Source organism: Allobosea sp. OK403 (genome assembly GCF_900113835.1).
Classification (GTDB): domain Bacteria; phylum Pseudomonadota; class Alphaproteobacteria; order Rhizobiales; family Beijerinckiaceae; genus Allobosea.
The window spans coordinates 319492-333897 of sequence record NZ_FOQV01000003.1 but is presented as its reverse complement, the minus strand read 5'-3'; the positions used below and the strand labels follow the sequence as shown (position 1 = coordinate 333897).

Genomic DNA, 14406 nt, shown 5'->3' with positions numbered 1-14406 from the left:
CGCAAACGATGCGTGATCCGGCACTCGAGAGAGCGATCGGGGCTGCCGGCGGGGTGCGTGCATTGGCGCGCAGCCTAGGCGTGTCGCAGCCAGCGATCTCAAGCTGGAAACGCGTTCCTGCCGACCGCGTGCTCTCCGTCGAAGCCAATACTGGCGTGCCGCGCTCCGACCTGCGACCCGATCTCTATCCCATCGAGACCGCGCTGCACCAGCCCGCCTCGATGAACGGTGGTTCGTCGCTGGCGATCGATGAGATCGACGAGGCGCGCGCCCAGGAATACCAATTGATCGGAGCTCTGCTCTGGCGGGCGCCGACCGCCGCGACGCTGGCCGTTCTGCAAGGCCTGCGCGGTGATGCCTCGCCGCTCGGCATGGCTCATTTCGCCTTGGCCGAGGCCGCCGCCGAGCTCACGCCGGAAGCGGCGCGCGACGAATTCTTCGAGCTCTTCATCGGCGTCGGCCGTGGTGAGATTCTGCCCTACGCCTCCTATTACCTGACCGGTTTCCTGCATGAGCGCCCGCTGGCGCTGGTGCGCGAGGACATGGGCAAGCTCGGCATCGCCCGGGCCGAGCGCGCCGGCGAGCCGGAAGACCATATCGCCGTCCTGATGGACATCATGGCGAACCTGATCCGCGGCGCCTTTGCGGGCGAGGGCGTCGATGCGGGCGCCTTTTATGCACGCCATATCGAGCCCTGGGGCGAGCGCCTCTTCGCCGATCTGGAGGTCGCGAAGGCTTCGAAATTCTACCGGGCCGTCGGCCGCGTCGGCAGCCTGTTCCTGTCCATCGAGACGGAAGCCGGAAGGCTGCCGTCATGACGTCCGCCAGTCTGCCCGGCGCGGAGGAGACGACGATGTCGCAAAAACTCAAAGAGACCGTGACGCCGGCCTTCGACCGCCGCAGCTTCTTCAAGGCGCTCGGCGCCGGCGCGGCGGTAGCCGCGACGCCCGCCATGGTGACGCCGGCGGCAGCCGTTGATCCGGGCAAGGAAGAGACCAAGGCGCGCTACCAGGAGTCGGAGCACGTCAAGAACTACTATCGCGTCAACCGCTACTGAGGGCGCAACGCCATGCTCATCAAGCGCAAATCGGCCGATGTTCAGCGCGGCAAGCTCCGGGCCGCCATGGCGGGCCTGTCCTCGGGCGTGATGGACCGGCGCACCTTCCTGCGGCGCTCGGGCCTCGTTGCAGGCGGCGTCGCAGCCGCAAGCGCGCTCCAGATCGGCTCCGTCCGCAAGGCGGATGCGGCGGAGGGACTGGGGCCGGCGAGCGGCACCAAGATCGTCAAGAACATCTGCACCCATTGCTCCGTCGGCTGCACCGTCAAGGCCGAAGTCGCCAACGGGGTCTGGGTCGGCCAGGAGCCGGCCTGGGAAAGCCCGATCAACCGGGGCAGCCATTGCGCCAAGGGCGCCTCGGTGCGCGAGCTGACCCATGGCGACCGCCGCATCAAATACCCGATGAAGCTGGTCGACGGGCAGTGGCAGCGCATCAGCTGGGATGTCGCGATCAGCGAGATCGGCGACAAGATGATGCAGATCCGAGCCAAGTCCGGTGCCGATTCCGTCTATCTGCTCGGCTCGGCCAAGTTCTCCAATGAAGGCGCCTATCTGTTGCGGAAGTTCGCCGCCTTCTGGGGCACGAACAATGTCGACCACCAGGCGCGCATCTGCCACTCCACCACGGTCGCAGGTGTCGCGAACACCTGGGGCTATGGCGCGATGACGAACTCCTACAACGACATCCGCAACTCCAAGACGATCATGTTCATGGGCTCGAATGCGGCCGAGGCCCATCCGGTCTCGATGCAGCACATCCTGAGCGGCAAGGAGATCAACCGGGCCAATGTCATCGTCTTCGATCCGCGCCTGACCCGCACGGCGGCCCACGCGACCGACTATATCCGCATCCGCTCCGGCACCGACATTGCTGTGGTCTGGGGCATGATGTGGCACATCTTCAAAAATGGCTGGGAGGACAAGGACTTCCTCGCCGCCCGCGTCTACGGCATGGACGATGTCCGCAAGGAGGTCGAGAAATACGACCCCAAGACCGTCGAGGACATCACCGGCGTTCCCGAGGCACAATTGAAGCGCGCCGCCGAGACCTTCGCCAAGGTCAAGCCGGCGACCTTCATCTGGTGCATGGGCGTGACCCAGCATTCGGTCGGCACGGCGAATGTCCGCGCGATCTGCAACCTCCTGCTCGCCACCGGCAATGTCGGCGGCATAGGCAACGGCGCCAACATCTTCCGCGGCCATTGCAATGTGCAGGGCGCGACCGATTTCGGCCTCGATATCTCGAATCTGCCTTGCTATTACGGGCTGGTCGAAGGCGCCTGGCGCCATTGGGCTCGCGTCTGGGGCGTCGATTACGACTATTTCGTCACGCGCTTCGACGAGGTGCCCGCAAAGGGCGGCCGCCCGGCCCGCACGGCCAAGGCCAATATGGAGACCTCGGGCCACACCTCGACGCGCTGGTTCGACGCCGCCAACATGCCCGCCGAGCAGGTCGACCAGAAGGACAACCTCAAGGCCATGATCGTCATGGGCCATGGCGGCAACACCATCCCGCGCATGCCCGACGCCGTGAAGGGGCTGGAGACGCTCGAATTGCTGGTTGTGGCCGATCCGCACCCGACCAATTTCGTCTCGCTCGGCCAGCGCAAGAACGGCACTTACCTCCTGCCGATCGGTACGCAGTTCGAATGCTCGGGCTCGCGCACCTGCTCCAACCGCTCGGTGCAATGGGGCGAGAAGGTTGTCGATCCGATCTTCGAATCGGCCAATGACTACTGGGTCATCTACAAGCTGGCGCAGAAGCTCGGCTTCGCCGAGCCGATGTTCAAGACCCTCGAGCTGGTGCAGGGCAAATACGGCCTCGAGCCCTCGGCGGAATCGATCCTGCGCGAGATCAACAAGGGCGGCTGGTCGACCGGTTATACCGGGCAGTCGCCCGAGCGCCTCAAGCTGCATATGCAGCACCAGGACAAGTTCGACCTGGTTTCGCTGCGCGGCGCCAAGGGCTCACCTGTCGAGAACGACTTCTACGGCTTGCCCTGGCCGTGCTGGGGCACGCCGGAACTGAAGCATCCCGGCACGCATATCCTCTACAACACAGCGCTCGAGGCCAATAATGGCGGCGGCACCTTCCGGCCGCGCTTCGGCCTGACGCGCGAGCGCACCTTGCCGGATGGCAGCAAGGTCAACGACACGCTGCTGGCCGAGAACGGCTCCTACTCGCTGAATTCGGAGATCAAGGACGGCTATCCCGAATTCACCATGGGCATGCTGAAGAAGCTCGGCTGGGATCAGGATCTGACGCCGGCCGAGATCGCGACCATCACCTGGATCGGCGGCAACGCGATCGACACGGTGAACTGGGCCAACGATCTGTCGGGCGGCATCCAGCGCGTCGCGCTCAGCCATGGCTGCGTGCCCTATGGCAACGGCAAGGCCCGCGCCAATGCCTGGAACCTGCCCGATCCGGTCCCGACCCATCGCGAGCCGATCTACTCGCCGCGCGTCGATCTGGTGGCGAAATGGCCGGCGCGCCCCGACGAGCGGACTTTGCGCATCCCCAACCTCCACACCACCATGCAGAAGGCGGCGGTGGAGCGCGGCGTCGCGAAATCCTTCCCGATCGTCCTGACCTCGGGCCGGCTCGTCGAATATGAGGGCGGCGGCGAGGAGACACGCTCGAACAAATGGTTGGCCGAACTGCAGCAGGACATGTTCGTCGAGATCAACCCGGCGGATGCGACCGAGCGCGGCATCAAGGACGGCGCCTTCGTCTGGGTCTCCGGGCCGGAGAACAACGCCAAGGCCAAGGTCAAGGCGCTGGTGACGGAGCGCGTCGGCAAGGGCGTCGCCTTCATGCCCTTCCATTTCGGCGGCTTCTACCAGGGGGTCGACCAGCGCGGGAACTACCCCAAGGGGCTGGATCCGATCGTGCTCGGTGAGTCCGTCAACACCCTCACGACCTATGGCTACGATCCGGTGACCGCGATGCATGAAGGCAAGGTCACGCTCTGCCAGATCGCCGCAGCGTGAAGAGGAACTGAACCATGGCCCGGATGAAATTCCTCTGCGACGCCGACCGCTGCATCGAATGCAATGCCTGCGTCACCGCCTGCAAAAACGAGAACGAAGTGCCCTGGGGCATCAACCGGCGCCGTGTCGTCACCATCAATGACGGCAAGCCGGGCGAGCGCTCGATCTCGATGGCCTGCATGCATTGTACGGACGCGCCTTGCATGGCGGTCTGTCCGGTCGACTGCTTCTACAACACCGCCGACGGCGTCGTGCTGCACAACAAGGATCTCTGCATCGGCTGCGGCTATTGCTTCTACGCCTGTCCGTTTGGGGCGCCGCAATATCCCAAGGTCGGGAATTTCGGTTCGCGCGGCAAGATGGACAAATGCACCTATTGCTCGGGCGGCCCGGAGGTCGATCTCTCTCCGGCCGAGTTCCAGAAATATGGTTCGAACCGCCTGGCCGAGGGCAAGCTGCCGCTCTGCGCCGAGATGTGTTCGACCAAATCGCTGCTCGCCGGCGACGGCGAGATCATCGCCCAAATCTACAAGGAGCGGGTGCTCAAGCGCGGCTATGGCTCGGGCGCCTGGGGTTGGCAGACCGCCTACAAGGAAACGATCGCCATCTGAGCATGATGCCGAAAAGTGGTCTCCGGTTTTCGGGCGACATCATGCTTGGCGAAGAATGAGCATGATGCCGAAAAGTGGTCTCCGGTTTTCGGGCGACATCATGCTTGGCGAAGAATGAGCATGATGCCGAAAAGTGGCTTCCGGTTTTCGGGCGACATCATGCTTGGCGAGGAATGAGCATGATGCCGAAAAGTGGTCCCATGCTTCGTGAAGAACCAGCTCGGGGGGAGGGGCGCGTCTCGGCCGCAAGGTCGGGCGCGTTCCACCCGAGCAGGATGTCCGGTTCATCTCGCGAGAGGAATTTCGCAATGCGTCTCGGCGCTCACCTTCGTCTCCTGGTCACCGGCCTGCTGCTGACCTTCACTGTCGCGCTGGCGGTTCCGGCTTTCGCGCAGCAGGTCAACCCGACCGCGGACTCGGTCAAGGAACAGCAATTCCTCGACGCGCTGAAGGGCAACCCTTCGGCCGAGCTCACGGGCCGCATCACCATTCCCGACGGCAAGGCGGCGACGCTGGAGCGGCCCGCCGGGCGCGACTGGCGCGCCTTCCATCAGGGCACCATGGTCAAGATCGGCGCCGTCGCGGTGCTCGGCATGCTGCTTGTGCTGGCAGTGTTCTATCTCGTGCGGGGCCGCATCCGGCTCGAGTCCGGCCTGTCGGGGCGCACGCTGACGCGCTTCAACGGCTTCGAGCGTTTCATGCACTGGCTGACGGCCGCATGCTTCATTGTGCTGGCGCTGTCGGGGCTCAACGTCACCTTCGGCAAGCTGCTGCTGCTGCCATTGGTCGGGCCGCAGACCTTCACCAACATCTCGGTCGTGGCGAAATGGGCGCATAACTATCTCGCCTGGCCCTTCATGCTCGGCATCGCACTGATGTTCGTCGTCTGGATCAAGGACAACATCCCCGGCATGGTCGATCTCCGTTGGTTCGCTGCCGGTGGCGGCATCGTCGGCAAGAGCCACCCACCGGCCAAGCGCTTCAATGGCGGCCAGAAGATCGTGTTCTGGATCGTGGTGGTCGGCGGCACGGCGCTCTCGCTCTCCGGCCTCAACCTGCTGTTCCCGTTCTTCTCCGGCGGCGTGCTGACCATGCAGTTCTGGAACGTGGTGCATGGCATCGTCGCCGTGCTGATGGTCGCCGCGATCCTGGCGCATATCTATATCGGCACGATCGGCATGGAGGGCGCCTTCGACGCGATGGGCTCCGGCGAGGTCGATCTCAACTGGGCCAAGGAGCACCATTCGCTTTGGGTCGCCGAGGAGATACGGAAAGGCCATGTCCCGGGCGGCCCGACGCTGCAGCCGGCGGAGTGAGCCGGTTCTCGCCAAGCCTGCTCTCGCCAAGACGGTCCTGGCCAAGCCTGTCCTGGCCAAGCCAGTCACGGCCAAGACGGATTGCTTGACCGCGAGAGGCAATCTGAAAGATGACAGCCGGGCGCTTACGCGCCCGGTTTTTGTTTGGAGACCGGTTTTTGTTTGGAGACATGGCCCTCGATGCGCGTGATCGGTCTGGCGGGATGGAGCGGGGCGGGCAAGACGACGCTGCTGACGCGATTGATCCCGGAACTCGGCCGCCGCGGCGTCGGCGTCTCCACGCTCAAGCACGCCCACCATGCCTTCGATCTCGATACGCCCGGCAAGGATTCCTACGCGCATCGCCAAGCCGGCGCGCGCGAGGTCTTGATCTCCTCGGAGCGACGCTGGGCGCTGATGCGGGAGTTGCGCGGCGAGCCGGAGGCGAAGCTCGGCGAATTGCTCGGGCGGCTGTCGCCGGTCGATCTCGTCATCATCGAGGGCTTCAAGCGCGACCCGCACGCCAAGATCGAGATTTACCGCATGGCCAACGGCAAGCCGCCCTTGCATCCCGACGACCCAAGCATCGTGGCAATCGTGAGCGACAGCGCCTTCCCCGAAGCGGGCCGTCCGGTGGTCGCCCTCGACGACATTGCGGCGGTTGCTGATATCGCATTGGCGGCGGCCGAGCCGCTCGCTGCCGTGCTGGCGCGGCGACACGGGCAAGGGCGACACGGGCAAGGGCGACACGGGGAAGAGTGAGGACGTCATGGCCCAGCTTAGCAAGGACGAGGAAGCCTTCGGCGCGCTGATGAGCGTCGAGCAGGCGGCCGAGCGCGCCGGCTCCCTGGTCGCGCCATTGGCCGGGGCGCAGAATACTGTGCTCGCCGAGGCCGATGGCCGCGTCCTGGCGCAGGATATCGTGGCGGGGCTCGACCTGCCGCCTTTCGCCAATTCGGCGGTCGATGGCTATGCCGTGCGCTTCGCCGATCTGACTCCCGCTGGCGAGAGCCGCCTGCGCCTGTCGGGCCGGGTCGCGGCGGGGGCGGATGCGTCTCGCACTGCGACGGCGGGTGTCGCGGTGCGGGTCTTCACCGGCGCGCCGATGCCCCCGGGCGCCGATACCGTCTTCATGCAGGAGGATGTCGGGCTCGACGACGGCTTCGTCAGGCTGCCGGCCGGGCTGAAGATCGGCGCCAATGCCCGCCCGGCGGGAGAGGATATCGCGCGTGGCGAAACTGCCCTGAAGGCCGGGCAGCGCCTGCGGCCGCAGGACCTCGCGCTCCTGGCAGCGCTCGGGCTGATCGAAGTGAGCGTTCATCGCCGGCCGCGCGTCGCGATCTTCTCGACCGGCGACGAACTGACCGAGCCGGGCGAAGCGCTCGCTCCCGCTGCGATCTACGACGCCAATCGCAGCCTGCTGCGCGCCATGGTCGCACGCGCCGGCGCGGAGGTCGTCGATCTCGGCATCCTGCGCGACGAACCCGTCAGCCTGGCGCGGCGCCTCTCCGAGGCGACGGCGTCCTGCGATCTGATCCTGACCTCGGGGGGCGTCTCGACGGGCGAGGAGGATCATGTCAAGGCGGCGGTCGAGCGCGCCGGCTCGCTGGCGTTCTGGCGTATCGGCATCAAGCCCGGCCGTCCCGTCGCGATGGGGCTCGTCGGGGCCACGCCCTTCATCGGCTTGCCCGGCAATCCGGTCGCGGTCTTCGTTACCTTCGCCTTCGTCGCGCGGCCGCTGCTCGCGCGGCTTGCGGGCGCCCATTATGTCGCGCCGACGCCGCTGCCGGTGCGGCTCGGCTTTCCCTACGCCAAGAAGAAGGGCCGGCGCGAATATGTCCGGGTCTCGCTGACGCCTGCGGCTGACGGCGTCATGGTCGCGCGCAAGCACCCGCAGGACGGGGCCGGCGTCCTGACCTCATTGACCCGGACGGACGGGCTGGTCGAACTTGCCGAGGATCTGACACGGATCGACGAAGGGACGATGGCGCCCTTCTTCGCCTATGGCCTGCTGATCGGCTGAGGGTCAGAGCGTTTTCGAGCGAAGTGGGTACCGGTTCGCGTGAAGAAAACGCGTTAAACCAAAGGCTGCAGCAGTTTCCGATCCGGTTGGATCGGAAACTGCTGCAGGGCTCAATCCTTGCGGAAGACGACGCTGGACAACCAGCCGAAGAACAGCGCAAGCGCGACGGTCGCGAGGCCGTAGAGCAGGGAATGCTCGTAAGCGCCCGAGGCCAGGCGCTGCTCGATGCCGGATTTGACCACCTCGAAATTGGTCGATTGCCGGGCCAGCGGCACACCACCGGCATAGAGCACGATATCGATCTCGTAGGAGCCGGTCGGCGCCGTGGCCGGCACCGGGATCGGCGCGCTGAACAGCGTGTTGGAGAGGAAGGTGACGCCGCGCGCCTCCTGGGAGTAGAGCCCCTTCTCCTCGAGGAGCCGGATCATGCCGTCCTTGAAGCGGGCGGTCGTGCGGCCGAAATCGAGCCCTGGGTCGGGCAGGCGTTGGGCGTTTTCGAGGCCGATCCGTTCGCGCCGCGCGGTTTCCTCGCTCATGATCTCGTTGAGCGGCCGGTTGCTCGCCACCGCCAGGAAGATCGAGTTGTCGGGAAAGCGCCGCTGGGTGCGGTTGATCCAGATCGGCCCGAGCCGCTCCTTTTCACGCACCAGGAGCATGCGCCGCGGACCGCGCACGGTGACGATGATGTCGTAGGGATCGCCGCGCGCGGCGCTGCGCCCGTCGCGCTCGACCAACCCGAAGACCGTGAGCTGGTCGCCGGTGTAGTTGGAGTTGATCTGGATCTGATGGCTCGACATCGCCGCGATCAATGTCTCGGCGCGCGCCGAGGCGGCTGTGAGCACGGCCAGTGTCGCCAGCAGCAGGATTGCAAGCGAGCGTCTCATCGTATGCCCTCCGTCACGATCACGGAGAAGGGCTCGGTCGGCGCGATGAACAATTCGATGGCGAAACGCAGGCCGACGGAGAGGATCAGGAGCGCCAGCAGCAGGCGGAACGATTCGACATTGAGATTGCGCGCCGCCCGCCCGCCGAACTGCGCGCCGATGACACCGCCCAGCAGCAGGAAAACCGCCAGGATCAGGTCGACTGACTGGTTGGTCAGCGCGTGCAGGATGGTGGCGCCGGTCATCGTCACCAGGATCTGGAACAGCGAGGTGCCAACGACGACGGCGGTCGGGATGCGGAAGAAATAGATCAGCGCGGGCACCAGGATGAAGCCGCCGCCGACGCCCAGCACCGCGCCGATGAAGCCGATCACGATCGCCAGCAGAGCGATCGGGATCACGCTGGCATAGAGCTGGGAGCGGTAGAAGCGCATCCGCAACGGCAGGCCCATCCACCAGGGATGGGTCCCCGCCCGCCGCCGCAATCGCGCCGGCCTGCCCGCCCGCACGCGCCACATCGCCCGCAGGGCGTCGTAGAGCATCAGGCCGCCGATGATCGTGAACAGGGTCACATAGGACAGGGTGATGACGAGCTCGAGCTGGCCGAGCCTGCGCATCAGGTTGAAGAACAGCACGCCGAGCACGGTGCCCAATATGCCGCCGGCGACGAGGACACCGCCGAGCTTGAAGTCGAGCGCACGCCTTCGCCAATAGGTCAGGACGCCGGTGGTCGAGGAGCCGGCGACCTGCGCGGCGACGGTCGCGACCGCGACCGCGGGCGGAATGTCGAGGAAGATCAGGAGCGGCGTCAGCAGGAAGCCGCCGCCGACGCCGAACAGGCCGGAGATGAAGCCGACCGCGCCGCTGAGGCCCAGCACCATCAGGATACTGATCGGGAGTTCGGCGATCGGAAGGTAGATCTGCACCCTTGGTCCTCGCGTCCCGGCGCGTTTTTGCTGAAGCCCGGCGCCGGATCGTCCCAGATTGCACCAATCGGGTTAGACAAATCCTTATCGTTGCGAAAAAGGGAGTTTTGTCCCGGCCGGTGACTGGAGGCCTCGCCTTGTCATGGCGCTCCAACGCGTCGAAACCGTGACGTTGAACGCGAAAACAGGCGCTTCGCGCCTGTGATGTCGTCGGTTCAGCCGTGTGCCGGCTTGGCGGGCTTCTTGGTCGCGCTCGGCGCCTCGTCCCAACCCTTGCCGGGTGGGGTCACGTCGTTGGCGGCGGCTTCGAGTGCCTTCGGCTTCCAGCTTTCGGCGGCGGCCTTGGCGGCGGCGAGATCGCTGGGGCTCAGGCGCTGGGAGACCTCGTCGCGCTTGCGGCTGGCGTCCTCATCGCCCTGGGCGGCGGCGATGGAGAACCAGAGATAGGATTGGCCGAGATCGGTCGGCGCACCGAGGCCGCGCCCGAGCAGGATGGCGAGATTGTACTGGCTGTCGCGCACGCCGAGTTCCGCAGCCTTGCGGAACCACTCCGTCGCGGTGGCGTAGTCGGGCTTGCCGGCGGCGCCTTCGGCATGCAGCACGGCGAGGTTGTGCATGGCCTTGGCATTGCCGCGCTCGGCGGCGCGCGTGTACCAGACCCGCGCCAGCGAGGCGTCGCGCGTGGTGCCGATGCCCTTCTCGAACATATTGCCGAGGCGGAACTGGGCCGGGGCAAGCCCGGCCACGGCGGCGCGCTCGAACAGGCGCAGCGCCAGCTTGGGGTCGCGGCCGGGGCCTGGGCCGTCGGCCGCGCGGCTGGCGACCTCATAGACCGCACGTGCATCGCCCGCGAGTGCTGCCTTGCGCAGGCCCACGCTGCCGAGCCCTGTCGGGAGGTCGTCGATGCCCGTGACCGTCAGGACGGCGGTCTGGGCGGGAGGCGCGGAAGCGGTTGCAAGCGGCTCCGCAGCCGGAGCCGTTTCCGGAATGGTAATGGCGGCTTGGGCGGGGCTCATGAAGGAGGGCGCCGCGCTGATCGTCGGAGCAGTAACGGGCGGGAGGGCGGAGGTCTGGTCCTTGGCGGGCGTTGCCGGGACGGGAGCCGGAGCCGTCGGTGCCGCGGGAACGTCGACCGCCTCGGCGCTGACCGGCTTCGCCGTGCCGCCGCCGCCTTGCAGCGCGCCGGTCACGACATGAGCGGTGCCCATGGCGAGTACGATCGCAGCGAGGCCGAGCAGAAGCGGCTTGCGGCGCTTCTCCATGATCTCCTTCAGGCGGCCACCGCCCTTGGTGGGCTCGCTCGTCGCGGCCGGCGCCGTGGTGGCGGCTTCGGTCGCAGCCTTGGCGGAACGCCTTGCCGCGGCGATCAGGCTCTGGCGGACCGATTGGGCGTCCTGCGGTGCGGTGGCGGTGCTGACTCGCGGGCGGCCCGAGCCGGGCTCCAGCGGCAGATCGAGCGAGGCCGCGACCGGCGAGGATGCCTCGGGCTGACCCGCGCGCGGGCGCTCGGCAACGATGCGGTCGCCCTCGGCGATGCTGACGCTTGCGGCCGGCTCCGGCGTGCGGGCGGCGGATTGCGCTTGTTCGGCATGGCGGGGCGGCATCACCGGGCGCGGGGCCGGGCCTTGCCGCTCGGCAGCAAGCTCGGCTTCGATGCTGGCGAGCCGCGAGATCACGGTTTCAAGCGTCTGGTGGACGGCGCCGATCGCGTCCTGCGTCTCGCGCCCGGAGGAGACATGGGTGTCGCGCAGGCCCGAGAGGAGGTTGCTGATCTCGGCGATGCCGCTAGCCGGCCCGCCCTTGGTCCCCATATCGGCCATGGCAGCGCGCGCCGCGCGCTCGGCGGCGGCGGTGGTGTCCTGCCGCAGCGTCTGCAGATGGACGACGAGATCCTGCAATGTCCGCTCGATGCCGGTCTCCGCGGAGCGGGTCGCCGCGGCGGCGTCGAGCCGCTGGGCGAGGCCGGAGATCTGCTGCTCCAGCGCGTCGAAGGCGTCGGTTTCCGCGCCGGGGCGGCCAGCCTCGTCGATCTTCTCGGCGAGGCCGCGCAGCATGTCCTCGATCGGGCGCAGATCGACGCGGGCGACTTGCGGGCCTTTGCCCTCGCTGATCATCTGGGACAGGTTGCTCGCCGCAGCCAGGCTCTCGATGCGCCCAGCCAGGGCCTCGATCTGCCGTGTCACGGCGACCGGGCCTTGCTCGGCCAGGGTCTCGATGCTCTCCTGCAGGGCGTCGATGCGGCTCTCGAGCTGGTCGGGCTGTCGGCCGGCCATGTCCTCCAGCCGGATAACCAGCGCCTCGATGCGATCGGACAGGACGTGCGAGACACCGCGTCCCGAGGCGTCCATTTCGTTGAGCCGCGCCGCGAGCTGCTCTGCCTGGGCGTTGATCACCTCGGGGCGCATCGCCGGCAAGGTCTCGATCTTGTCGGCCAGACTCTCGATCTGCCGCGACAGCGAGGTCAGCTGCGCGGGGTCGGCCTGACGATCATGGGCGCGGTCGGACAGGATGGCGTCGCGCACATCCTCGATCGCCTGTGACAGGCTGCGGATATCGCGCCCGTCCGGCTGCGCTTCGCGCAATTGCGCCAGTTCCGTGGACAGCGACGAGATCTGCCGCGAAAGGCTGTCCATGCGTGGGTCGGCGGCCGGCGCCTGCACTATGTCGCGCAATTCGGCGATATCGCGCAGAACCGGGGCGATGACGCTGCGGTCGCCGCCGCGCGCGGCGAGTGCATCGACCTTGGCGGCGAGATGGGCGATTTCGAGCTCGAAGCGCTGATAGCCTTCGGCCGAACGCTCCTGCGACAGGCGCGAGACGTCCGACTCGATCCGCGCCAGCGGCTTCATGATCGGCTCCAGGCGATCCTGCTTGCCGAGCTTGTCGAGCCGCGCGCCGAGATCGGCCAGCATCGCCTCGATCGGGTTGCCCTGGATCGGGGCTGAAGCAGGGGCTGGATGCTGAGCCGGCGTGGCCCGCATGCGCTGAGGCGCCACCTCCGCTTCCGGCGATGCGGGCACGATCCGGTTGCTCAGCTCGCGCAGATCCTGGCGCAGCGCCGCGATCCGGTTTTCCGGAACCGAGCGGCGCGCCGGCTGGGCTTGCCCATCGACATCGAGGGCGCGCTGGCGGGTGCGAATGTCGTTCACGGCCTCGGCCAGGCCGTCGCGGCTGAAGGCAAGGCGCGGGGCAGGCATTGGCGTGGGCTGGGCCTGGGCCTGCTGCACTTCGCTAGCCTTGCGCTCCATCTCGACGAGGCGCTCGCCCATGGTCTTGATCGCGTCGGCGATGACGCTGGTCGCGCGCTCCTGGCGCTCGGCGGCAGCGCGTTCGCTGGAGGTGATGCGGCTTTCGGTCTTCTCGATCCAGCGGGTGATCGAGTCGAGCGCACCGGCCGTCTTGGCGCTGGATTCGCGGGTCAGGCGCTCGACGGCGGCTGCCTGATTGATCACGGCGTCGATCTCGCTGCGCGAGAGCTCGCTAGTGCCCTGCTGGGCGGCGCTGGCGGCCGCGTGCGGCGAGGTATCCATCTGCCCCTGGGACAGCTTGGCGAGACGTTCCGAAAGCGCTGCGATGTCGAGTTGCTCGGGGGCGGTCTGCTCGGGCCCCGTCTCGGCGGCCTCTTCGCGAATCTTGTTGTCGAGCCATTCGCCAAGCGTCATGCCGGCGCGGCGGGCTGCGGCTTTCGCTGCGTCGCGGGTGCGCGGGTCAACGCCCTTGACGCTCCAGGGCAAGCTAGTGGCCATGTTGTCGCTCGCCTACGGGGCTCGTCCTCATCGGAAAGGTGCGGGCCCCTGACACCGCTGCTTTCCTTGCGAATGTGGCGATCCGTGAAGATTACGTTGCTGCTGACGGGACGCCGATCCGCAGAGCAGACTTTTGGCGACCGTGGTAAACAGTCAGTTAAGATTGTGGGGTCGGGAGTTAATTTTTTACGAACGGGCGCTGAGTCCGGTTCCGGGCAGGGCGCGTATAACGGTAACTTACCTCACGGAAGCGTCACATTACCTGACGCAAGGGGAAGCAGCCGGCTACGTGATATCGGACGGATGATCGCCACCTGCATGGTCGGCGTTCCCGAGCCCCAACCCGCAAGGAATGCACCCTTATGTCGCGCCCAAGCTTCGCTTTGGCGGCTGCTTCGAATCATGAAGGCCGCTCCCCCAATCCCGCCGCCAGCGAGACCGAATCCGTCGGTGGTTTCACCATCAGCGATCTCGCCCGCGATTTCGATGTGACCTTGCGCACGCTGCGCTTCTACGAGTCGCGCGGCCTGCTCGCCCCGGCCCGCTCCGGCATGACCCGGATCTATTCGAGTCGCGACCGCGCTCGCCTGGCCCTGATCCTGAAGGGCAAGCAGCTCGGTTTCACGCTGGTCGAGATCCGCGCGATGCTCGCCAATGAAGAGAAGAAGGGCGAGACCGCCGAGGGGTCGGCCTCCGTTGGCGGCTTGCAGCTCAGCCATGAGCAGGTCACGGAGCAACTCGAATTGTTGCGCAGCCAGCGCAAGGAGATCGAGGAAGCGATCGCCGAGCTGGAAGCGACGCAGGCTCGCTTCCGCAAGGTCTGAGCACCTTCGATCAGGATACGAGGCGCCTTTGAAGGGCTGCATGCGA

11 protein-coding genes are annotated in these 14406 nt (G+C 66.8%); 8 read left to right on the top strand and 3 right to left on the bottom strand.

Features of this window, described 5'->3' with window-relative positions; all coding sequences use genetic code 11:
• Positions 1 to 8 precede the first annotated feature (8 nt).
• The 7 genes from BMZ97_RS12875 to glp all read left to right on the top strand — a co-directional run bounded on the left by BMZ97_RS12875 (position 9) and on the right by glp (position 7980).
• A complete protein-coding gene (locus BMZ97_RS12875) occupies positions 9 to 818 on the top strand; it encodes a Cro/CI family transcriptional regulator (protein ID WP_092169769.1) in 810 nt (269 codons plus the stop codon).
• Between the two features lie 35 nt (positions 819 to 853).
• Positions 854 to 1057: a twin-arginine translocation signal domain-containing protein gene (locus tag BMZ97_RS12870; RefSeq protein WP_092171354.1), complete on the top strand. Its 204-nt coding sequence runs from the start codon at positions 854 to 856 to the stop codon at positions 1055 to 1057.
• Positions 1058 to 1069: 12 nt separating this feature from the next.
• A complete protein-coding gene (locus BMZ97_RS12865; RefSeq protein WP_092169767.1) occupies positions 1070 to 4051 on the top strand; it encodes a formate dehydrogenase subunit alpha in 2982 nt (993 codons plus the stop codon).
• Positions 4052 to 4065: 14 nt separating this feature from the next.
• A complete protein-coding gene (gene fdh3B, locus BMZ97_RS12860; protein ID WP_092169764.1) occupies positions 4066 to 4662 on the top strand; it encodes a formate dehydrogenase FDH3 subunit beta in 597 nt (198 codons plus the stop codon).
• A gap of 308 nt (positions 4663 to 4970) precedes the next feature.
• Positions 4971 to 5978 (top strand): formate dehydrogenase subunit gamma, encoded by a 1008-nt coding sequence (locus BMZ97_RS12855; RefSeq protein WP_092169762.1) that lies wholly within the window; start codon positions 4971 to 4973, stop codon positions 5976 to 5978.
• Between the two features lie 180 nt (positions 5979 to 6158).
• A complete protein-coding gene (gene mobB / locus BMZ97_RS12850) occupies positions 6159 to 6719 on the top strand; it encodes a molybdopterin-guanine dinucleotide biosynthesis protein B (RefSeq protein ID WP_092169759.1) in 561 nt (186 codons plus the stop codon).
• A 7-nt stretch (positions 6720 to 6726) separates the two neighbouring features.
• Positions 6727 to 7980: a molybdopterin molybdotransferase MoeA gene (gene glp, locus BMZ97_RS12845; protein ID WP_092169756.1), complete on the top strand. Its 1254-nt coding sequence runs from the start codon at positions 6727 to 6729 to the stop codon at positions 7978 to 7980.
• Between the two features lie 110 nt (positions 7981 to 8090).
• Here the strand turns inward: glp and BMZ97_RS12840 are convergent, their stop codons facing one another.
• The 3 genes from BMZ97_RS12840 to BMZ97_RS12830 all read right to left on the bottom strand — a co-directional run bounded on the left by BMZ97_RS12840 (position 8091) and on the right by BMZ97_RS12830 (position 13536).
• Positions 8091 to 8864: a TIGR02186 family protein gene (locus BMZ97_RS12840; protein WP_092169754.1), complete on the bottom strand. Its 774-nt coding sequence runs from the start codon at positions 8862 to 8864 to the stop codon at positions 8091 to 8093.
• A complete protein-coding gene (locus BMZ97_RS12835) occupies positions 8861 to 9790 on the bottom strand; it encodes a sulfite exporter TauE/SafE family protein (RefSeq protein ID WP_092169752.1) in 930 nt (309 codons plus the stop codon). Before BMZ97_RS12835 ends, BMZ97_RS12840 begins: the two co-directional genes overlap by 4 nt.
• A gap of 215 nt (positions 9791 to 10005) precedes the next feature.
• Positions 10006 to 13536, bottom strand: coding sequence for an SEL1-like repeat protein (locus BMZ97_RS12830; RefSeq protein WP_092169749.1), 3531 nt, complete (start codon positions 13534 to 13536; stop codon positions 10006 to 10008).
• A 362-nt stretch (positions 13537 to 13898) separates the two neighbouring features.
• Here BMZ97_RS12830 and BMZ97_RS12825 point away from each other — a divergent pair, with 362 nt between their 5' ends.
• Entirely contained in the window at positions 13899 to 14360 is a 462-nt protein-coding gene (locus BMZ97_RS12825) for a MerR family transcriptional regulator (protein ID WP_092169745.1), read from the top strand.
• Positions 14361 to 14406: the final 46 nt, after the last annotated feature.

Bases quoted from the DNA above. Each gene is read 5' to 3' on its own strand.
- BMZ97_RS12875 (WP_092169769.1), top strand. From the start codon at position 9: ATGCGTGATCCGGCACTCGAGAGAGCGATCGGGGCTGCCGGCGGGGTG.
- BMZ97_RS12870 (WP_092171354.1), top strand. From the start codon at position 854: ATGTCGCAAAAACTCAAAGAGACCGTGACGCCGGCCTTCGACCGCCGC.
- BMZ97_RS12865 (WP_092169767.1), top strand. From the start codon at position 1,070: ATGCTCATCAAGCGCAAATCGGCCGATGTTCAGCGCGGCAAGCTCCGG.
- fdh3B (WP_092169764.1), top strand. From the start codon at position 4,066: ATGGCCCGGATGAAATTCCTCTGCGACGCCGACCGCTGCATCGAATGC.
- BMZ97_RS12855 (WP_092169762.1), top strand. From the start codon at position 4,971: ATGCGTCTCGGCGCTCACCTTCGTCTCCTGGTCACCGGCCTGCTGCTG.
- mobB (WP_092169759.1), top strand. From the start codon at position 6,159: ATGCGCGTGATCGGTCTGGCGGGATGGAGCGGGGCGGGCAAGACGACG.
- glp (WP_092169756.1), top strand. From the start codon at position 6,727: ATGGCCCAGCTTAGCAAGGACGAGGAAGCCTTCGGCGCGCTGATGAGC.
- BMZ97_RS12840 (WP_092169754.1), bottom strand. From the start codon at position 8,864: ATGAGACGCTCGCTTGCAATCCTGCTGCTGGCGACACTGGCCGTGCTC.
- BMZ97_RS12830 (WP_092169749.1), bottom strand. From the start codon at position 13,536: ATGGCCACTAGCTTGCCCTGGAGCGTCAAGGGCGTTGACCCGCGCACC.
- BMZ97_RS12825 (WP_092169745.1), top strand. From the start codon at position 13,899: ATGTCGCGCCCAAGCTTCGCTTTGGCGGCTGCTTCGAATCATGAAGGC.